At 54.6% G+C, this 19,856-nt stretch carries 17 protein-coding genes and 1 pseudogene; 9 read left to right on the top strand and 9 right to left on the bottom strand.

The genetic code is table 11. The features are described from left to right. Window positions 1–8: 8 nt before the first annotated feature. The 4 genes from BLR57_RS17070 to BLR57_RS17055 are packed head-to-tail and all read right to left on the bottom strand — an operon-like array spanning window position 9 to window position 4,053. Window positions 9–1,067, bottom strand: a complete 1,059-nt coding sequence (locus tag BLR57_RS17070; protein WP_089699605.1) for a TrbL/VirB6 family protein — start codon at window positions 1,065–1,067, stop codon at window positions 9–11. A 2-nt stretch (window positions 1,068–1,069) separates the two neighbouring features. Beyond that, on the bottom strand, window positions 1,070–1,927 hold the full coding sequence (locus BLR57_RS17065; RefSeq protein ID WP_089699603.1) for a hypothetical protein: 858 nt from the start codon (window positions 1,925–1,927) through the stop codon (window positions 1,070–1,072). Then, the gene (locus BLR57_RS17060; protein WP_089699602.1) at window positions 1,924–3,654 is read right to left on the bottom strand and encodes a DUF8186 domain-containing protein; all 1,731 of its coding nucleotides are present in this window, start codon (window positions 3,652–3,654) and stop codon (window positions 1,924–1,926) included. Before BLR57_RS17060 ends, BLR57_RS17065 begins: the two co-directional genes overlap by 4 nt. A 27-nt stretch (window positions 3,655–3,681) precedes the next feature. After that, window positions 3,682–4,053: a DUF7985 family protein gene (locus BLR57_RS17055; RefSeq protein WP_244510090.1), complete on the bottom strand. Its 372-nt coding sequence runs from the start codon at window positions 4,051–4,053 to the stop codon at window positions 3,682–3,684. Between the two features lie 1,171 nt (window positions 4,054–5,224). On the opposite strand from BLR57_RS17055, the gene BLR57_RS17045 reads away from it, so the two are divergent. From BLR57_RS17045 to BLR57_RS17040, 3 genes and pseudogenes are all read left to right on the top strand, one after another. After that, entirely contained in the window at window positions 5,225–5,605 is a 381-nt protein-coding gene (locus BLR57_RS17045) for a DUF7522 family protein (RefSeq protein ID WP_089699596.1), read from the top strand. 9 nt (window positions 5,606–5,614) lie between these two features. Continuing rightward, window positions 5,615–5,707 (top strand): annotated as a pseudogene (locus BLR57_RS19785) (transcriptional regulator TrmB); the annotation flags it as partial. 451 nt (window positions 5,708–6,158) lie between these two features. Then, window positions 6,159–7,445: a Cdc6/Cdc18 family protein gene (locus tag BLR57_RS17040; RefSeq protein ID WP_089699594.1), complete on the top strand. Its 1,287-nt coding sequence runs from the start codon at window positions 6,159–6,161 to the stop codon at window positions 7,443–7,445. A 259-nt stretch (window positions 7,446–7,704) separates the two neighbouring features. On the opposite strand, the gene BLR57_RS19920 is transcribed toward BLR57_RS17040, so the two are convergent. The 4 genes from BLR57_RS19920 to BLR57_RS17025 all read right to left on the bottom strand — a co-directional run bounded on the left by BLR57_RS19920 (window position 7,705) and on the right by BLR57_RS17025 (window position 9,858). Further along, a complete protein-coding gene (locus BLR57_RS19920; RefSeq protein WP_280140463.1) occupies window positions 7,705–7,833 on the bottom strand; it encodes a hypothetical protein in 129 nt (42 codons plus the stop codon). Beyond that, the gene (locus BLR57_RS17035) at window positions 7,830–8,084 is read right to left on the bottom strand and encodes a MarR family transcriptional regulator (protein ID WP_244510088.1); all 255 of its coding nucleotides are present in this window, start codon (window positions 8,082–8,084) and stop codon (window positions 7,830–7,832) included. The genes BLR57_RS19920 and BLR57_RS17035 overlap by 4 nt, the downstream gene beginning before the upstream one ends. Window positions 8,085–8,265: 181 nt before the next feature. After that, entirely contained in the window at window positions 8,266–9,411 is a 1,146-nt protein-coding gene (locus tag BLR57_RS17030; RefSeq protein ID WP_089699592.1) for a Fic family protein, read from the bottom strand. Window positions 9,412–9,624: 213 nt separating this feature from the next. Next, complete coding sequence (locus tag BLR57_RS17025; RefSeq protein ID WP_089699590.1) at window positions 9,625–9,858, bottom strand: hypothetical protein; 234 nt, start codon at window positions 9,856–9,858, stop codon at window positions 9,625–9,627. 124 nt (window positions 9,859–9,982) lie between these two features. On the opposite strand from BLR57_RS17025, the gene BLR57_RS17020 reads away from it, so the two are divergent. From BLR57_RS17020 to BLR57_RS17005, 4 genes are all read left to right on the top strand, one after another. Then, window positions 9,983–10,984 carry a Cdc6/Cdc18 family protein gene (locus BLR57_RS17020; protein WP_089699587.1) on the top strand — a complete coding sequence of 334 codons (1,002 nt, stop codon included), beginning with the start codon at window positions 9,983–9,985 and terminating at the stop codon, window positions 10,982–10,984. A gap of 72 nt (window positions 10,985–11,056) precedes the next feature. Then, window positions 11,057–11,734: a hypothetical protein gene (locus BLR57_RS17015; protein WP_089699585.1), complete on the top strand. Its 678-nt coding sequence runs from the start codon at window positions 11,057–11,059 to the stop codon at window positions 11,732–11,734. Between the two features lie 16 nt (window positions 11,735–11,750). Then, window positions 11,751–11,990, top strand: a complete 240-nt coding sequence (locus tag BLR57_RS17010) for a DUF8156 family protein (RefSeq protein ID WP_394327578.1) — start codon at window positions 11,751–11,753, stop codon at window positions 11,988–11,990. A 6-nt stretch (window positions 11,991–11,996) separates the two neighbouring features. Next, complete coding sequence (locus tag BLR57_RS17005) at window positions 11,997–14,096, top strand: type B DNA-directed DNA polymerase (RefSeq protein WP_089699581.1); 2,100 nt, start codon at window positions 11,997–11,999, stop codon at window positions 14,094–14,096. Window positions 14,097–14,328: 232 nt separating this feature from the next. Here BLR57_RS17005 and BLR57_RS19090 read toward each other — a convergent pair whose 3' ends face one another. Next, window positions 14,329–16,404 (bottom strand): hypothetical protein, encoded by a 2,076-nt coding sequence (locus BLR57_RS19090; RefSeq protein WP_139173389.1) that lies wholly within the window; start codon window positions 16,402–16,404, stop codon window positions 14,329–14,331. A 166-nt stretch (window positions 16,405–16,570) separates the two neighbouring features. Here BLR57_RS19090 and BLR57_RS16995 point away from each other — a divergent pair, with 166 nt between their 5' ends. Both BLR57_RS16995 and BLR57_RS16990 read left to right on the top strand, forming a co-directional pair. Beyond that, entirely contained in the window at window positions 16,571–17,812 is a 1,242-nt protein-coding gene (locus tag BLR57_RS16995) for an AAA family ATPase (RefSeq protein ID WP_089699578.1), read from the top strand. Continuing rightward, entirely contained in the window at window positions 17,812–19,587 is a 1,776-nt protein-coding gene (locus BLR57_RS16990; protein WP_089699576.1) for an McrC family protein, read from the top strand. Before BLR57_RS16995 ends, BLR57_RS16990 begins: the two co-directional genes overlap by 1 nt. Window positions 19,588–19,856 lie beyond the last annotated feature (269 nt).

Here is a 19,856-nt window from a genome sequence, read left to right as displayed (position 1 = left end):
AGTTCTTACTAGGTTCCGGGGTCGTTCTCGGTTCGCCGGTACGACGGCGTACTGTTCTGTTCATCACTGCTCTGCGTCCGTGCTGTTGCCTTCTCTGCAATCATCTGACCAGCGGCAGCCTTTGGACCCCATCGTGCAGCAGTTGTTGCGACGCCGGCACCACCGACGTACGCGCCTGCTGCGACACTGCCAACAAGTGCTGCTCCCCTCGTTGCGCCTCCGACGACTCTTGCAGTCAGCGGAGTCGCGTATTTGAACGTCTTCCAGGTAATGTAGAGGGCAACCAGTGGTAGAGAAGCGGCTACGAGGTACTTCAGAAATGCACTACCCGGGGCAAGCGCGCCTTCGGAGTAGAGTAGGTCGTATCCTTTGAACACTACCGCTGCGGGGAGGGGTAGAACTGCGAGCGGAACGAACCGCTTGATGAACCCCATCGAAATGTCGGAGAGAACGGGGATATTCCCATAACCCAAGGCGAACGCTATCGGCATTCCATACACGTACACGTAGAGGAGGATTTCCCGAATGTAGTAGAGGGCCTCAAGTGCCCACATCGAGAGTCCACCAACCATAGCAAAGACGAAGGCGAGTGCTGGATTGCTCAAAGAGACTTCTAAGAAATTGAGCATCGCATCTCCTAACGAGCTGAGGCTCGGCATCAGAGCAATTGTGAACCCATCAACGATGTAGAGGCACAGAATACTGACCCAGTACCACGTAATGATGAGGAAGGCTCCGACCCAGGCGGTTTTCTTCGTCCGCCTCGCTTCGTATGCGCTTCCAATGTTGAAAATTCCGATTGTGTGCCGTCCTTGAACACACATCAGCAACAGGAGTAACGAGATTAGCATAATCTCGCCACCAACTAGGGCGTCTTGTATCGCAGGCCACGGACCATTGGAGGGCGTCCCAAATACAAACGTCCCATCCGTTTGTGGTGTCGGGGTTCCAAACATTTCCTCCGTGAGGGTGTTATATCCGGTCTGCAGACCCTCCATGAAGAGGCCTATCAACCAGTCGACGACCTCTTTGAACCCCTCGAGGACGACGTCGATTAGATCAACCATAGTTACGATTCACTAATCGTAATTTCACAGTTGTCTGCCTCTGTTGAGGCCGAATACTGTATGTTGTAGCTCTTGGTTAGCTGAGCCTCCTCTACTGGTGTTTCGAGAATGAGTTCGAACTCACCACTCTGCTGTTCGTCTTTACACGAAGTCCCTGAGCCGGGAACGAACGCGAAGGGAGATCGAGAACTGTACATCGTAACTTGGTCCCCTGCTGCAACGATGACCTCGCTCACCTCAGAATCAGACTGAGGATCGTAGATTCCGCTAACGTCTTCGTTGTTCGCATAATTCGTACCTTCCTCGTCAGAGGGATACGGTACGTCACCGATGAAGAGAAGTTTCGTAATCGCATCTGGGCCGCTACCCTGATTCTCAACAGTCACGAAAGCCTCTTCAGTAATTTCGTCGCTCGAACCGTCCCACATCTTCTCGGGTTGGTTCCTGCCGATACCCATTTCTACAATGGTGAGGCTTGGTTGTATGGGAAGAGATGTCTCTACTACACTCTCCTCGCCTTTCAGTGCGACCACGCGGTATTCTCCGGGGTCGTACGCAGTTCCGATCTCGAAGGAAACCTGTTGGGCCCCTACGGCTACGTCCCGTTTTCCGAACAGCGCTCCATTCGGCTGGATGAGGTTGATCTGGTCGACGTTGGCTTCTGCCGAGAGTTCGACGACGAGCGTCGTGCCCTCAACTGCGACTCGCGTGAGCGGTCCACTGTCTGGGTCAGTTGTCCCGTCACCAGGAGTTCCGGAGCTTCCACCGTCGTTTAGACAGCCAGCCACGCTTGTAAGCGCCGCGCCTGCGACTGTTCTGAGGGCGTTTCTTCGACTAATCTGTGGGTAGTCTCTAGTCATTGGTCTTGTTGGAAGATGTCTTCTGGACCGAGCATTCGGAGGAGCCGGTGTCCTGCATAGAACACCACGAAAAAGGGGATGAACTGCCAGCCGACCTCGATTATGAACGCGAACCAGCCGTCGATGGTTCCGAGCGGATGCCACCGGGCGGTCGCCGTATCACTCATGTAGGCTGGGTTGTGTCCGAGCCACGAGCCCGGATGATACCGGGTGGTGTAGATACCGGGTTCAGTAATCGTCACGACGGCTATGCCAGAGACGTTGGTCTCGACCTCCCGATCGGCGAGGGTGATGTAGCCATTACGTGAGCTGCCTCCGATGGGATATTGGCGGGTACTATCGTCGAGGATAATCGGCGCACCAGTCTGGTTGTCACGCAGTTCGATTCGGAGTGTCGCCTGTGACTGGTTTTGTTGAAGAACCTCCACCGTGAGGTTACTACGACGCAACTGCCGCTCGGAACCAGAGTCGGGTTCGACGATAGACGCGTTCACGCCGCGAACGATGCCCGCGACGTGGAGTGCCTCTCTGTCGACGTTCTCAGCACGGACGGCGACACCGTACGTCGTCTCGTAGGACTGGTTGACGACCTCAATGTTGACGTTCTCGCCGATAGTCCCCAGCGGAGAAGGACGTTCCGTTCCCCACGTGTCGATGATCTTCGGGCCATCCCGGACGGGTCCAGCACGGGGTCCGATTCGGGAGGGGTACGCGTGGACGTACACGGGAATTGCATCTGACTCGACTTCTGAGCTGTCGGTTCGGCTCGACCGAACCAGTGTGTCCCAATTGGTGTCACGGGCGGTGTAGAACCGCCAGACACCGCGCACACTTGCGCTCCCCTTGTCGGTGAGCGTGTAGCCTTGCCACGGCTGAGACTGGAAGATAGCCACCCCAGAATCGCCGTTGGGGTACTCAGCATAGTACGGGTACGCAGAGAGGTCGTAGATTTCGACGTCAATAGAGTCGGAGACGTTCCGCGTCTCCTCGCGGTAGACGACGTCGGTTCCACTGCCTCTGTTTGGCTCGATGGTCTTCTTCAACCGAACGCGAATCTCTGCTTCAAGCGTGAGGGTTGCACTCCAGTCGTCGTCGATCTGATAGTCGAGAGCTGGCGTGTGTGACCCATCGGTCCTCGCGAGAGTTTCACCGTCTTTCTGCAGCCGAACTTCCTCGATCTCGTGGTTCGAAAGCGACCACTCGACGGTTCTGTTGCCTGAAGAACTCCCGTTTGGGATACGGACACGATAATCGACGAGCCCACGCATCGTCCCATTCGGTGCGATGTAGAGTGGGGTTTCACCGGCCTCAAGGTGGCCTCGCGTCGACGGTTGAACCGCGAATACGGTTGCATGGGCGTCCTCAATGAACACCCCATCTTCGAGCGACGCGTGCGGCGGGTGTACGGACGTCTCCGAGTCGCCGGCGTCGAGGTCCTCGAAATCGTTCTGGGTCCACGTTGCGGCAGTCGAAGGTGGCCGCTTGAACGTGATGTCCGTCCCGTTCGCGAGCTGGTGAACGGCTGTCCGCTCGCTACCGTAGCGTTGGCGGTATTCGTCTTGGCTGATGTAGGTGTCGGCGTCGCGAGACCAGAGAGTCGCAGATTCGTTCTCAGAGAGCCCATTACCTTCCGTACCCGGTTGTGGCGGGCTTGCCGTGACGAGGCCCGCGACTCCGCTCGTCACGAGCAGGAGAATCATGAGTACGGAGAGCTCTCGTTTTTCCATGGGTGATTTTGATGCTGGTCTGTAGGTTTACCAGGGGACGAGGTCGACGCACTGCGCCAGCGGAAGGCCCATCATGGAACCGGCGACGGTGTATAGTGGGCCGAGAACCACGAGGATGACCGCGGATTTCATCGCAGACCGCTTGTGACGCTTGAGCCCCTTCTTTTGCTCGGGGTTGAGTGTGAACAGGTCGATAAGCGAGTCCGTCTGCCAGACTACCGCCAGACCAACGATCCCGAGGCCTGTGGTTAATTGGAAGAACCCCTCAATCATCTCAGGGAGTTTGTCTGCACTACACACCGCATTCTGTGATGTCTGCTGTGCGAGAGCCGGTTCAACGGCGAACGATGCAAGAAATACAGTTGCGAGCGCGAACTGTCCTGCAACGGTTCGCCACATTGGCGTATTTGATTGGGGTTGTGGAGATTGGCTTTCGTCGGGTGTCATGAGTGCTTGTCGTGCCCCCCAACATCCTCGATAGATACTCTTCCAGAGAGGGATGGGATGGGCGTTCAATTCTAGCACTTAGTCACCAGTATATTAATCTGAACATTTGGACGAATAAGTGTGCGTCTGCTGAAAATCTAGAAAAGATGCGAAGATTGAATAAACATATGCTGTTCGATATATGCAGAAAGTCTAGTAATCAAATAGACACATATGCGTGCCGAGAAATCGGTTGGGCAGTAGCTGCTGAACCGTACAATCTTGAGGAGTTAGGCAAGAACGGCCGAAAGGGGTCTGGGGATTACTACTCTAATTTCTTCTCTAACAAATCGAAGTCCGTCGAGTCGTAGTGACGGACGTCGTAGCGGTTGGCGTTACTGCGCTCAGTGTAGAGTGAAACCACCTCGAGATCAGCCAGCAACGCGAGTAGGCGGCCAAAGGTTTGTGACGTGATCGGTGGATCCTCAAGCGAGACATACAGCTGCCGTCCAGTCGGATATGACCGCGTGTTGGTGTCGAGCGCTTGCTTGAGAAGTGGGTAGTGGTCTCGGAGTGCCCCATAATTCTGTGGCGAACGCTCGCGAAGGGCTTCGAGTCGCCTGGAGAGGGAAAGTGCGGGCATAATTGTCCTGTGCTTACACTTTTGTGGTGTAGTATTCATCACTGTTTCGGGGGAATAATGAGTGTGCAGTGGTCATACACGAGCGTTACCGGCATTCGTCGTAATAGCTGTCCTTCCAGTGTTCACTTCTGACAGCCCTGTTTTCGGGTCGTGGCCCCGAATCCACAATTACTCCGTTCGACACACTTGTAGACCGTCGCCGGCGTCACCCATCGGGAATCGAACGCCACCGTTCGGGTTCTCTCGACGGCGGTGCTGATCCAACATCTGTATCAAGAGAACAAACATACCAACCAAATTATGTACTTGTGAGACTGAGAGGTTGATGCGGTTCAACCACTCTGCCCGGAGTGTCGCGTTGCGCCGCACGCTCCAGATTTCCCCTCTCTGGCATTTCAATAGGTTATTATTTTCTCTGTTGTGTAAACGTCCATATAACTGTCAAGTCCCAATACCTGTAGGTAAAATCTAACTTATCTCCCTACGATACAGTGCACAGATATGGTTCAACAAGCCGCCCAACAAATAACGGAGTTCCTCCGCGACCGTGCCGGCCGCGGACTCCGAACTGTCGTTATCGTCCGAGACGAGAACTACGACGTACACTACCTCCGATCGGACCTCGAAGCCCAGTACAGCGACGAGACCTTTTCGGAAGTCGTCGACATATTCCGTCTTGACAGTCCATTTTTAGCCCCGGATGTTAACTCAAACCCCGTAGGAGAACGCCGTGCGATAATTCACTATCACGAGCGTGCGTTCATTATCCAATTTCCGTTCTCGGAGACTGAGAGCATCCTCATCAGCCTCTCTCGCGACGCCGGCCGAGACCTCTTACAGTTCATCGAGAAATGCCGGAGCATCGTCCACGATGGGCAGTAAGTCTCTTTCCAACTCGATACTGAGCACTTCCACGAAACAGGACTAGCGCGATTCGCGGCGTTCGAGCTTCAGTTTCTGCTAACTCATCACCGTTACACATTCTGTTAATACTAGCTCATCGTTGTAACCAGTGCTTAGGGAGGGAGGGGTGCGTCCAGTGTACGAGATGAGCAGAATCTATCCAGAACGAAGTACTCGGAGAGGGGGGTGCGTCCAATGAGCCGGTGCCAAATAGAAGCCTATGGTAGCAATCGAAGAAACAACGGGGAGAGGGGGTGCGTCCAGTGTACTATACAGAGTATTCACGCGTCAGAACAGTTCATTCAATCGGTTCTCTAACCAGTAAGGGTACGGTTGAATTGGGTGTTACTTAGCATTTTCCGATACAATAGTTAGCGAGCGAATCACCTCCAATCTTCGAGGGGATTACACTGGACGTACCCCCCTCTCCCTCCTACACAGTCTTGATCGGAATCATCATTGGACATGATACCCCCTCATTGACGTCACTGGACATGGGGGATTTAAATAACTAACAATCTATACACCATCCATGCGAGAGTTCGGCGAGGAGCAGACAATTTTCGACGACATGGACGTGCTGAACCCAAACAAGGGTTACCGTCCCCGTGAGCTTCCAGAGCGCGAGATGGAACTCGACGAACTCCACAGTGCCCTCCGTCCCGCCACTTTGGGGTCAACGCCGCTCAACGTATTCGTATATGGCCCCACCGGGCAGGGAAAAACGGCGGCAATCAACCTCAAAACCCACCAACTACAGAGCTTCGCCGATGACAAGGGGATCGACGTCACTGTGGTGAACGTCAAATGCAAAGGCTTGGACAAGTCCTATCACCTGCTCACCCACCTCGTGAAGGAGCTCCGAGGTCCTGGTGCCGAGCTCCCGAAGGGCCACCAAAAAAAGGCGCTCTTCGAGATGGTCACCACGGAAATCCGCAGAATTGGTGGCACTATCATATTGGTTCTTGACGAGATCGACGCCATCGGTGATGACGATTACGTACTGTACGAACTCCCCCGACTTGAGCTTGAAGACGTCCGACTCTCCATCATCGGTATCACGAACGATCTGCAGTTCCGGGAGAATCTGAATGCAGACGTTCGTTCTTCACTCGGAGAAGACGAAATCGAGTTCTCTCCTTACGACGCTAATCAACTCCGCGCAATTCTCGCCCGCCGCGCAGCGAAGGGACTCACAGATACAGACTTCGTCGACGAAGCTGCTGAGGACTCTCGCCCCACCGTCGCGACTAATGGGATTGATGGTACAGTCCTGGTTAGCGGTGTACTCGAATCGGACGTTATCCCGCTGGCAGCAGCTTATGCAGCAGCCGACTCGGGGGACGCACGTCAGGCAATCAAGTTACTCTTCCGGGCCTGCCGGCTCGCCGACGACGCTGGAGAGCAATTCGTAACGGAACAACACGTTCGTGATGCACGTGACTATATCGAACGGCGGGCTGTCGAACGAGGAATCGATTCCCTGCCGACACACGCGAAGATTGCGCTCATGGCCGTCACGTACTACACAGTTCGTGACGACGCAAAGTGGATAGAGACGAACAAGCTCTACGACTATCACAAACAAATCTGCTCTCGGTACGGCGTCGAGAGCCTCTCTGACCGTCGCTACCGAGAGAAGCTAAATAATCTCTCGCACTCGAATATCCTCAAGAAGAAGACAACTGGACGAGGACAGGGCAAGGGCGTTACGAACCGCTACTCACTCGCTGTCGGTATCGAAACCGCCATCGAGAATCTCCCCAACTCTGACGACCGGCTCGCCGGCGGCGCTGACGTCATCCGCGACATGGCGTAGAGCCTGATCAGTCAGCCACAGCTGTGGTGACATCCTCTCACGACTAAACTGACGTTATGGACGCTTTGACGTCCGAATACAATTAACCAACAAAATTGTATTCACTGTCTTGCGTTGGTTAATACGGCACCATCATCGACTCCATCACACACCACTGTTTCCAGTATTCTGGTGGCAACTGCGTAGTTAATGAAATATGGACGTCAAGGAATGTGCCCGAATGGATCCGCTGCGACGACGATTACGCCGCGCTCAGGCATCAGGCCTGCTCCGAATCAGCATCTGTCTCTTCATACTCCTCAAGGTCTGGGAGATTCGCGTCCCAATCTGGATTCTCATCGTAGTAATCGCCCTCGAACTGCTCGTTCACGGCCGCGAGGCCAATCAAACTCGCTGTGTGTGCGTCGTACGCATCAGGATTGATTGCCCAATACTTGCCCTTAGACGCACAAACCCCTGGTCGTGGAGCCGACCTAGCGTCGTGCCAACGCTTCCTCGCGGGAGTTCAAGCGCTTCGGCAATCTCGCCTGCTCGATAGCCAGTCTCTGGGGACGCTGCAAGGAATCGAAGAATCTTCCGTCCATTCGTGTTCGCACCGGGAAGGTCCGATGGCTGGTAGTTCTCAAAGTCGACTGGCACATATAACACATTGTAACAGAATGTAATAGACTTGATAGAGTATTCTCAGTACCTTACAAAACATTCTCGGCTAGCTGTTTCTGAATCCTGAGTTCTGTGGCGGAGCGGTTGCACTGACGGCCCCACGAGAGGATCTTGGATGATCGAAATCGGGATTGGGTTCGGATACGGGGAAGACCGACTACTCGAGGATATCGAACACATCGACTGCCTTGTACTCCTTCCCACGTTGTTTCCCGGTCACTTCCTCGATGAGGCCATCGGCCTCGAGATCGTCGACGACTTTGTAGGCGGTGCGACGCGAGACATCGAGATACTCGACGAGGTCTGGTGCTGTGAAGTACGGATACTGGAGTAGCTGCCGAGCGAATTTCGCTGTGTTTGTGCTGCCCGGGTACTCCCTCTCGTACCGTTTCTGTAGCTCACGGAGCTGATGCGTGCGCTCGTACGAAGTCTCTGCTTGACTCCGCAGGCCTTCAACAAAGAACGCGATCCACTCGTCCCACTCTCCCTGCTCGCTCACTGCACGCATCCGTTCGACGTACTCTACCTTGTGGCGGTTGAAGTACGCGCTTGGATAGATATACGGGCTCTCGAGATAGCCCTCGCTCACCAGATAGAGAATAATGAGGAGCCGACCCAATCTGCCGTTTCCGTCTGAAAACGGATGCACTGTCTCGAAGAAGTAGTGGATTATTGCGGCGTCGACGAGCGGATGATGCTGTCCACCCATGTGGATGTAGGATTCGAGCGACTGCATGAGTCCACTCAGACCCGCTGGAGTCGGTGGTACGAACGGACGTTGTCCTAGCCTCGGACTCGTCAGATGAACCAAGTGGTCACGGAAGTTGCCGACGACGTCGCCGTCGTTGCGGACGTCCTCGAGAATCATCGAGTGAAGTTCCTTGATGAGTTTGAGAGTAATCGGATCTCCTTCGTTGAGTCTTTCGAGGCCATAGGTCAGTGCGTTCTCGTAGTTGAGTGCCTCCTTCAGATCCTTCTCGACCGTCGTATCGGACTCACCTGAGGGATTCTGTGTGTGATACGCTTCGACGTCTTGGTATTCAACTTCCGCACCCTCGATACGCACTGACTCGACTGCCTCAATGCGGATGAGAGATGTGTAGAGAACTGCAGCGAAATCCACTGTCGAACTAATACCATCGACACGACCAATCTGGTACGCAGCATCGGTGACGAGGTCGCGTGTCTGGTCAGATATCTGGGGCTTCGGCTCTATCGGGAGCGGCTCCGGCGAATAGTACGGGTTCGGATGGTACGGAACGTACTTCCCTGGTGCATCGTCCGGAAGTTCTCTCCGTGTCATTTCACTACTGTCCTCATCAGGTGCTGTTGGTATAGTTGTTTTTATAGGTAGTATACGTACGCGTGGCGAGGAGCTGAGTACGTAACAATCAGTGAGAGAAGTAGACTTGTTACTCAGTACCCGCCGTGTCCATATACTCCGTATATGTGTGGGTATACTTCGGAACCAGTCCTCTGCCTGCAAGTGTAGATAACCACAGCATTCGCTCTTGATCTACAGCTCTAGCCCACCCGTAATGCGGACTTCCTCGTGGACAGCGTACAGATATCCCTTCGAGAGGAGTTGCTCCACCAAGTACTCCGACTCGTCTTCCTCAAACATTCGCGCTGCTAGTGCCTCTGTGAGAGCGTCGCGATGACTGGCTGCATCACTCTCGTCAAAGACTTCCCGGATACGCTTGAACGCATCTTCCTCACGTGGTGTGAGCGGCGTTTGGGAATGACGCATTAGATAGAGAATCGGCGATAGAGTACATGAAACCTCGGACGGGTCTGTTCACTGTCTCACGGAATCAGAAGAATCGGAAACAACCCACTTCCGCTTATGTCGTTCCCTGTTGAACGGTCTGCGTATGATCACCGATGCTCGTGTACTGCAACCGGAGTTCATCCCCCGAGAGGTCGAGCATCGCAACCAAGAGGTCAACCATCTCTCGAACGCTCTGCGGCCCATCATGGACGGTGAAGCCGCCCAGACAACACTCCTCACAGGTCCATCAGGCGCAGGAAAGACCTGTATCGCGCAGTTCACCGTCGAGAAACTCCGGGAGAACGTCCTCGACATCAACTCACAGTACATTAACTGCTGGCAGGACTACACGCGCTTTCGCGTACTCTACCGTGTCCTCGAGGGAATCGGAAAGACGGTCGACATCCATCGCCGGTCGACGCCGAAGGACGAACTGCTCGAACGACTCCAGCAGTACGATGGTCCCCAATACGTCGTCGTTCTTGACGAGGTCGACCAGTTGGAGGACAAGAGCGTCCTTTACGACCTCTATCGAGCGCGGAATATTTCGATGGTGATGATGGCCAACCGTGAGAAGGACTTATTCTCACAGCTCGATGGCCGACTCACGAGCCGCCTGCAGAGTTGTACGCGAATTCGCTTCGAGAAGTATCACCTCGACGAACTCGTCTCCATCCTCGAAGCTCGCGTTCGGTGGGGACTTTCGGAAGACGTTATCGGAAAGCAACAGTTAGCGCTGATTGCCGACGGCGCCGCCGGCGACGCACGGGTCGCAATCGGCATTCTGCGGAACGCTGCACGACGGGCCGACCAGGAGGGTGCAGACACGATTACGAACGAGATTCTCCACGACGCGATCCCCGGTGGGAAGCAGGAAGTCCGGCAGAAAGCGGTGAGCCAATTAACGCCGCACCAGCACGCCCTCTACGAGATTTTACAGGACGAGGGAGAACTGTCGCCGGGCGAACTCTACGAGCACTACACCGAGCGCGTCGACGAGCCGAAGACGAAGCGCACCGTCCGAAACTACCTCTCGAAGATGAACCAGTACCGCCTCGTCGTCTCGGAGGGAAAGAACCGTGCGCGAACGTACCGAGTTCGCTGAATCCCGCTATCGGAAGAATCGGAAGCCGCTCGCCCTTGCCTATGTGTATCTCCGTTGAACGGTGTGACTGTGATGAACCACAGACCACCTGACACGCCAGCACTCCCGACACTCGACTCGGGTGTGACGCTGCTCAATTCGGACGACCGCATTACGGGCGCACTCCAGTCGCTCGTCCTTGACCACATCCTCGTCGACGACGGCTCGGCTGTCTGGGTCGATGCAAAGGGCAACAGTACGACCAGAACACTCGCACAGGTCGCTCCAAGTATGCGAACCCTCGAACGCATCCATGTCGCCCGAGCGTTCACGCCGTGGCAACACCAGAGCCTCCTTCGCGACCTCGCCGACGAGGTCGATGACGAGACGTCGCTCATCGTCCTTCCGTCGTTCGACGCGTTCTACCGCGGCGACGACGTCCGGCGCAGCGAAGGGAAGCGACTGGTGACGGCAGGCCTCGACCTCATCGGTGACGTCGTCGACGAGTACGACGTCCCAGTCGTCGTGACCCAGTCTCGGGCTGACTCGTTGACTGCCCCACTGCGCTCGGCTGCCGACCACACAGTCCAGTGTGAGATGACGAAGTTCGGGCCCCGCTTCGCCGGCGAAGAGTTCGAGACGCTCGTCTATCCAGTCGAGGGTGGGCTCGTCCAGACGACACTCGCCTTCTGGCAGCGCGTGCTTTCACAGCGCCACCCGGCACTCGCGACGGCGACGACACCGGAGGTGAGTCCCGTTGGGTCGCACTAATCCGACGTACCGCGATATGCTCCGAGGGACCGAAGAGCGGTGGTCTCCGTATCGCCGGGCACTGCGGAAGCATGACCGCGAACACTTCGACCGGCTGTTCGAACACGGGCGTTCACACGCCGACGCCGCCGGGTACCTCAACCACCAGTCGGTCGAGATACCGCTCCTGATGTCGGTCCTCGTCGAACACGAGCGGCGCATCGCTGACCTGGAACGGACAGTCGAAGAGCTCGCCGTCTCCCAGACGATGCGGTGAGTCTCCATGCCGTTCAAAATCGACTATCTCGACGGCGACGTCGTCGAGTGGACACTCACCGAAGATGGCGTCGAACGCGAGCGTAACTCGTCGTATACGCCGACTGTGTTCGTCTCCACACACGGCGGTAGGGATTTGACTGACCTCTATGCGACACTCCGAGAGCATCCACACGTCGTCTACGCCACGGAGGCCGAGGAGCGCATCGGCTTCCGACACGACCCAGAGCCGGTCTTGCGAGTCGACGTCGACAGTCTTGACGCCGTCACGAGCCTCGCCCACGAGATCTCTGGGTGGGGGCAGCCGGGTGACTACCGACTCTACAACGTGGACTTCTCGCGAGAGTTCCGCTACTGTCTGGAGCAGGGATTGTCGGCGACGCCATCACGGAAGCCGACTGTGCTGGAACTCGCTATCGACGAGGAAGTGTTGGCCTCGGGAGAGCCAAGAGAGATCATCGTCGACGGCGAACTACTTACAGGAGAACCGGGGGTCGTACTCCCCGAACTCGCCCGAACCGTCGACGCAGAAGATCCGGACGTGTTGATGCTGAACACGAGCGAGATTGTTCCAGTATTGTACCGGGCAGCCGACCGACTCGGTCTTGAGGAGTTCCAACTTGGGCGGCTTCCTGAGTGGCAGCAACTCGCCGCCGATTCGACCTACGCGAGTTACGGACAGGTAGGACACTCACCAGCGCGGTACAACGTGCCCGGACGGGCCATCATCGACCGCTCGAACACGTTCTTCTGGTCGCAGTCAAACCTTGATGGGTGTTTGTACCTCATCGAGCAGTCGGGAAAGCCCCTGCAGGAACTTGCGTGGGCGTCAATCGGCAACATCCTCACCGCGATTCAGATTCGTGAGGCCCGCCAACGTGGGGTGTTGGTCCCGTGGCACTCGTGGCGTCATGAGCAGTTCAAGACGATGCGCCAGCTCCACGAAGCCGACCGGGGTGGGTTCACCTTCGCACCCGACGTCGGCGTCCACGAGGACGTCCACGAGTTGGACTTCTCGTCGCTCTATCCGAACATCATCGTCACGCGCAACGTGAGTCCCGAGAAGATTCGGTGTGCGTGTCACGCTGGTCGCGACGACGTCCCTGGTCTCGACTACTGCATCTGTGACGAGCGGGGCTACCTGCCGGACGTGCTTGAGCCGCTCATCTCCGACCGCGACGCGATCAAGCAGGAGCTTCGGTCGACAGATGACCCCGAGCGAGTCGCCGAGTTGGAAGGGCGCTCAAGCGCAATCAAGTGGATCTTGGTCTCATGCTTCGGGTATCAGGGCTTCTCGAACGCGAAGTTCGGTCGCATCGAGTGCCACGAGGCAATCAACGCCTTCGCTCGTGAGATACTCCTCGACACCAAGGAGATGCTTGAGGCCCACGGCTGGCGCGTCGTCCACGGGATCGTCGACTCCGTCTGGGTGACGCCCGTCGACGGCGAGGAGCAGACGCCGTTCGACGAGTTGGCTGAGGCGATTTCTGGGGACGTAGGCATCCGATTAGAGCACGAGGCACACTACGACTGGGTCGCGTTCGTCCCCATGCGGAACTCCGAGGCCGGCGCGCTCACCAAGTACTTCGGCAAGGTCGACGGTGACGACGACTACAAATTCAGAGGGATCGAGTGCCGCCAACGGAGCACTCCGCAGTTCATCGAAGAGGCGCAGAAGGACCTGATTGCGGCACTCGACGAGCACCGGGATGTGAAGGCGGTCTGTGAGCGACTGAAGCGGTGGCTTCAGAAGCTACAGACCGGGGACGTGGATGTCGAGGATCTCGTGGTGAAGAACCGTGTATCGAAGCCGCTCGACGAGTATACCCAGTCGACGCGGAACGTTGCTGCGCTGGAGCGAGCAGAGAACCGGGGGTTGAGTCGCTCTCCCGGACAGGATGTGGAGTACGTTGTTGTCGACGATAGCAAGCAGTCATCTGACCGTGTTGCGCTTGCCTCCGAGGGATTGGACGAGTACGACGCCGACTTCTATCGTACGCAACTACTCCGAGCCGCAGAGAGCGTCCTCTCTCCCCTTGGATGGCGAGAGGGCGAGATCGAACAATACCTCGGTGAGCACAAGGATGTCTCGCTGCAAGCGTTCTGAGTCTTGGGAGGCTACCGAAGATTTCGCGAACTCGTCGTGAAGTGTATTGTTTACAACACAGGCATACCGCGACACGGCGAAGCCACCGAGGAATAGCGGTTCACTAGAGCTGAATTTATTCTCCTCTCGTATTATCGACCCTATTCTGTGTGGGATGTGAGTGACCTGAGTAAATGACGTGGAAAGAGAAAGCAGAGAGGAGGATGAATGCCATGCAAGACTGGACGAGGTACTAACTCACACCACCAAACTTCGCCTCTATTTCATCGCTTGTCAATACTATTTTTTCATCGTCAATACGCTTCTCTTGCTCTTCCCGAGTCCCTGATAACCGATTGTACTTCCCGAATATTTTCCAGTTCTTTCCACCCAGTACAATCTTGGCGAATCCTTCGTGACCAACAACATACCACAAGAACGCAAATATGCTGTTATCCATCTCCTCTAGGTACTCTCCACAACGGATATATTGGTCTGCAATCTCGTCAGGCCGGCTCCGAATCTTTTCTATGCGTTGTTGGAACTGTTCTTGCGCTTGAGATTCGTTCTGTTCAAGATGGTCTTGTAGGTCGATTCGGTGCCTAATTTCACTGTTTAGAGATTCGAAGCTCTCTTGATACGGATCTGCATCGCTCTGGTCAGAATCGTCTATATCTGGGTTGAGTTCATCTGCGAGGTTTCCAAGCTCGTCCAACCACTGACAGAACGCCTCTTCTTCTAGACCATACTTTTCAGCTGTTTTCCCAAACCGATTGTAGTACTCTCTGGCAGTTCTGGTATCAGTAACGGCTAGTGCTATGAGGTGAGAGACGGCTGTTTTCACGTCACTTGGAAGGTTTTCAAAAATATTGGGGAGAAAGTCCTGCTGAATCTTCATCACCACATCATCGGGTTGAGATACGTTTTCCGTGTTGATTCTATCTGTACTGACACTACCTGACCACCCACCAGCTAACTCTGAGAAATATTCTTGAACGTCAAAGTCGAAAAATATTCCCAGAGTCCCGGAGAATAGCTCGTTCTCGAGATCTCCCTCAATATTGAGTATTGACTCGGAGAGTTCTTGCAGAACTTCTGTTGGATTTTCAAAAAAGAATCGCTGGGCAATCATGCCAAACGCGAAAACACTCGATTTTTCACCATCTATCTTCTCTAATTCTTCAACAAACAATTTTTTATTTAATTCATCATGTATTTCAGATAGGTGGTGAATCGCCAAGAACAAGTTCGGGTCTGTAAGCCCTGTATCGAAGTCTGGAGGGGATATCGGATCGTCTCGATTTAGTTTTGACTTTTCCTCCATTTCTGCCATTCGAGACTCATGAGAATCCACCCACTTTTCAGCGTAGTCATGGAATGACATCTTGTGCTGTTGCGAAAGCTCTCGTCCAGTCAATTGGCTCGCAGTATATCTTTTTACATATTTGTCAGTAGTGAATAGACCAGACTGTTTCTGTGAGACAACACCTTTCCGTTCTAGCCGCCTGAGGATGTCTTTCGCCTCTCCGCGAGTCTTGTCCGTGACCGATGCGACATCTCTCTGATCAAGATCTATCAGGTGTGAGCTATCGGTTAGAAGGTCTAATTCGTCACCAGATATTTTGTCGTCGTAAACTTCTGACCAGAGAGTTCGCAGAGCATCACCCTCTAGGGGTTGTTCAAGAGAGCCCTCTTGATTAGCAATTTCGATAGCAACCGGGTTACCATCGTGTACGTGGTGTATCTGGGCGGCTTCGCGTTGATCAATCCCGCTTCTGAGTTCAGTAAGATAGTCAACCGTTTGGTTAACCGTGAGTCGTCCAATCTCGTATTCTTCTGTAATATCTAGTTCGCAACTTGTGTACCCGTCTGTTACAATAGTTGCATTCTCGGGGATATCGAGTTTAGGTATCCAACTGAAACCACTAACGGGCCTCTTCCCGTGATAGTTTATCACTACAACGACGTTGTCGTCGCTTTTGTCGGCAACATCTTGTAAATAGTCTGTTGTTCGTGAGTAATCGGGTTTGGCTTCAACACCTGCACTTCCCCCGCCAATTCCGGGAATTGAGGCCCCGATACTTTTAATCCGGCTGTAGTAGTACCTGATTGTCGAGAGTTCTTTCTGAAGCTCGTATCTCAGAGTCTCCATCAGTTCGGCATGTTCCCACTCAGAGATGTCTACGGAAACTATGTTGTAATCTTCCAAATCGGATTTGAAATCTTCAACAAATCCTGTGACGATAACTTTCCGCCGGACGTGCAGATGGTCTGGAAGTTCCGTAGCCAGTAGGTTTTCACAGTCCTGAATCTCAGATCTTCTTTTCACTGGATACGTGTAATTCTGGCAATGGTGAAACAGTTTTGGTGACAAACTTATGTTCCACCACCCCTGGTGCCGAGGGTGAGCCAAATACGTGTGCGCCGTGGGCTGCCGGTTTGTGAGCATCAGCGCAGGCATTCTTTTATCACGGTGGGCTGAATTCTTACAAAAAATGAGTGGCTCTACGGGTAACTACACAGTGGAAGACGCTAGAGAGAATCTCGATGTCCTCCGAGCAGTCCCCGAGAAGGTCGTGGAAGCTGTCGAAGATTCAAACGGTAGCGATGTCCTCGAATTCCTTATCCGTGAACAGGGTCTTGACCGGCACCACGAAGGAGATCAAGGCGTAGGTCTGATTAGACAAGCTGTTTTGAAATCTCCACACGCTTCTCAAACTCTGAAGCGGACGGTGATTACTCGCGGTGACGACACCCCCGAGAGCATACTAGTCCCTGACGAGGTGGAACGAAACGCTCGAACCGCACTCCGGACGGGGAAGCCGGTTGTTCTCTACGGCCCGACAGGTACGGGAAAAACGACGTTTGCGAAACAACTCGCTCTTGAGCATTGTGTCGGCTACTCGCTTCATACTGCGACGCCCTCTTGGACGGCCAAAGACATCATCGGCGGTATCGGCCCGAAGCTCACAGGGTCGACCGGTATTCGGTCGCTCGGGTATCAGACGGAGCTCGGTGCTGTCTCGGAAGGCGTCAAGCGCGCACGTGACTTCGAGATTCCATATGCTGTAATACTCGACGAGATTACGCGGGCAGATATCTCACAGATTTTTGGGCCGCTCTACACGGCCATCGAGAATCGAAATCAAACACTCATCGAAACCGACGACGGAGAGACTATCGAGCTTGACGAGCGAGTGAGCATCATCTGTACGATGAACATGTCCGACCGGACGGTCAACGAGTTGGACAACGCCATCACGCGTCGCTTCGCGATGGTTGAACTCGATGAGTACGAGGACGACGACCGGCGCACGCTATTCGAGGGATGGATCGACGACTACCTCGGCGACATCCCCTTACTCGATAACGCGGAACTGCTCGAACTCTTCGAGGCTGATTTCGAGGGAATTAATCACGGCTCCGAGCAGGCGTCGCGCGGGCCAATCATGAGGTTCGGCCCGATGCACTACCGTGACGTCGCCATCTTCCTCCACGAGGCACTCCAAGATGAGAGCCTGTACATGGACGAACCCGAAGAAGCGGTCGGACAAGCGTTCCGCACGTTCATTGTCCCTCGGCTTTTGAACTCGGCTGCTTTCCCACAAATTGAGCAAATCGAGGAACACTACCGGGCGTTGAACAAGTCGTTCGAGACGTTCGAGCTCGGCGCCGCAGCAGACCTCGCCAACCGAGAACTGGAGGCTGAACAGCGCCAGATGGGTTCGTATCAGTAATGAGTACTGCAGAGTCCGTCGAAGCGTACGAGTACGAACCTGGCACGTTCAGTATCCCCGAGCGTGGTGAGATTCGTATCGAGGATTGCCCAGCTTCGATTGGCGAAAAACTTCGTCGAGCATCGTTCGAACAAGAAGCAGACAACATCTTTGTCAAGACGCAGAAGTCGATTGACGACCAAGACAAAGAATATCGAGTTGTCCGAGTACGACTCGATGGACGCGTGATGCACGTCACAGCACGAGATAATGTCGGGATAATCAGTCTCACGCCACGTTCGAAGTTGCGTATCGAGCCAAAGATTGACTGGGACTACATCTTCGATATGTTGCTCGCCGTCCATGGCCGGAAGCGGTCGGTGGAGTACCACGGCATCCCCCTCTCGGAGTTCCGGACGGAGGATGTCAACCTCGAAGACGTATTCCTGATTCTGGCGATCAACTACCTCAACGGACTCGAAGTTATCCACCGAAACGGGTTTGTGCGACGTCTGGAAACTCGCCGGGCCGATCTCGAACAACCTCGCGGTGTGATTGATGTCGAGCAGTCGCTAATCAATCAAGCAGAGGGGCGGGCACACCAGCACTGTATCCTGAAGGAAGTAGAGTACGATAATCCCGCCAACTCGCTACTCCACTACGCCGGCACGCACCTACTCAGGCTATTCAGTCAGTACGAAGACGAGTACGACCACCAAGCCTACTACCACATCTTCTCGCAAGTGCATCAGGAGGTTCGTCACTTGGAGAAGCTGGACGTGGACAGTGGCCGTCGGCGAATCCCCGAGTACCAGCGGTTCTCCCTGCGTGACCTCCCGAAGCAACGCCACTACTATCGACAGGCTGTCGAAGTCTCGAAAGCTGTCGTCGCATCTTCGCTCGGCACACCGGCGATGCAGGGAGACCGAGAACTCGTTGTAGACTACGTATTGAATATGGAATCGCTATTTGAGCAGTATTCGCAGGTCGCAATAGAGTCCGAACTGAGGTCGATCAAGGAGTACGACTGGCTCGATCAGACCGAGAACGTCTCTGCTGTCCGCTCACCCACAGTAAAACCGTTCGAGGACGAGTCACAAGTGTATCATCAGCCAGACCATGCGGTGGAAGAGGGCGACGTGACTTTGGCCGTCCTGGACTCGAAGTACTACGCGGAGAACAAAGACCCGGTCAAAAGCGGCGGCTCACGATCGCGACTTTTCAGCTACGCGTACTTACTCACCACTGACCGAATGGGTTTCCTGACTCCACTGAACCAGCCACGCATTCGAAAAATCCCACAGACCGGTGCCGAGCTACAAGTCATCTCACCCGACAGTGAGCATTTCTCGCTTGACGAGTATCACAAGAGTATCCAACAGTATCTGCACGACGTGTTGGCACAGCCCTATCCCGCTCTCGATGTCTACAGGGCCGTCCAAGACAACGCACTCTGTCTCGACCAGCACGACATCTACGACTTGAAGCAATTGACTGATCCAAACGGGGCGTTTGATTTCAGCAACGTTCCCGAATTCTCTCTACGAGTGGTGAATGCAGCCGCAGATACGCTGTCCTACGATCATCGTTCCCGTTCTGATTTAGAACAGCAAGGGAAGTGGACCCGTCGGCAAATCGAGACCCACTGTAAGGAACGGTCATCGGATGAGATGACGTGCGTGCCGGTCTTCCGCCGGAATGGTCGAAAGGAGCGCATCGACCTCTACTTCATCACACGTGACGAAGATGGAACCCCAACACAGGTCTCGATGGTAGGAGACTTCCGGCTTCTGTAGACTGATGACGAAAAAATCCTACGTCGTTGTGTCTTTGGAATCTCTCACAACGACGTATCGACACCCACGTCATTAGCGCAATCGACGTGGGCATACTCGTATTGAGAGTCGTCCACGTACATCGGTTCTCCTAACTCCCGTGTCATTCCCTCACCACAAATGTCACATTGTCGGTCGGACATACATTGTCACCTCTTGGCCGACGGCGATGGCCATCTCAAAATGATGTTTTGTTGGTGTTAAATCTGACTTTCAGATAGAGTTTGCTA

Source organism: Halogranum gelatinilyticum (assembly GCF_900103715.1).
GTDB classification, from domain to species: domain Archaea; phylum Halobacteriota; class Halobacteria; order Halobacteriales; family Haloferacaceae; genus Halogranum; species Halogranum gelatinilyticum.
Note: the sequence above shows the minus strand (reverse complement) of the source record. Positions and strands in the feature narration are given on the sequence as shown.

Excerpts from the sequence above, each read along its gene's own strand:
- BLR57_RS17070 (WP_089699605.1), bottom strand. The coding sequence starts at position 1,067 with ATGGTTGATCTAATCGACGTCGTCCTCGAGGGGTTCAAAGAGGTCGTC.
- BLR57_RS17065 (WP_089699603.1), bottom strand. The coding sequence starts at position 1,927 with ATGACTAGAGACTACCCACAGATTAGTCGAAGAAACGCCCTCAGAACA.
- BLR57_RS17060 (WP_089699602.1), bottom strand. The coding sequence starts at position 3,654 with ATGGAAAAACGAGAGCTCTCCGTACTCATGATTCTCCTGCTCGTGACG.
- BLR57_RS17055 (WP_244510090.1), bottom strand. The coding sequence starts at position 4,053 with ATGTGGCGAACCGTTGCAGGACAGTTCGCGCTCGCAACTGTATTTCTT.
- BLR57_RS17045 (WP_089699596.1), top strand. The coding sequence starts at position 5,225 with ATGGTTCAACAAGCCGCCCAACAAATAACGGAGTTCCTCCGCGACCGT.
- BLR57_RS17040 (WP_089699594.1), top strand. The coding sequence starts at position 6,159 with ATGCGAGAGTTCGGCGAGGAGCAGACAATTTTCGACGACATGGACGTG.
- BLR57_RS17030 (WP_089699592.1), bottom strand. The coding sequence starts at position 9,411 with ATGACACGGAGAGAACTTCCGGACGATGCACCAGGGAAGTACGTTCCG.
- BLR57_RS17025 (WP_089699590.1), bottom strand. The coding sequence starts at position 9,858 with ATGCGTCATTCCCAAACGCCGCTCACACCACGTGAGGAAGATGCGTTC.
- BLR57_RS17020 (WP_089699587.1), top strand. The coding sequence starts at position 9,983 with ATGATCACCGATGCTCGTGTACTGCAACCGGAGTTCATCCCCCGAGAG.
- BLR57_RS17015 (WP_089699585.1), top strand. The coding sequence starts at position 11,057 with ATGAACCACAGACCACCTGACACGCCAGCACTCCCGACACTCGACTCG.
- BLR57_RS17010 (WP_394327578.1), top strand. The coding sequence starts at position 11,751 with ATGCTCCGAGGGACCGAAGAGCGGTGGTCTCCGTATCGCCGGGCACTG.
- BLR57_RS17005 (WP_089699581.1), top strand. The coding sequence starts at position 11,997 with ATGCCGTTCAAAATCGACTATCTCGACGGCGACGTCGTCGAGTGGACA.
- BLR57_RS16995 (WP_089699578.1), top strand. The coding sequence starts at position 16,571 with ATGAGTGGCTCTACGGGTAACTACACAGTGGAAGACGCTAGAGAGAAT.
- BLR57_RS16990 (WP_089699576.1), top strand. The coding sequence starts at position 17,812 with ATGAGTACTGCAGAGTCCGTCGAAGCGTACGAGTACGAACCTGGCACG.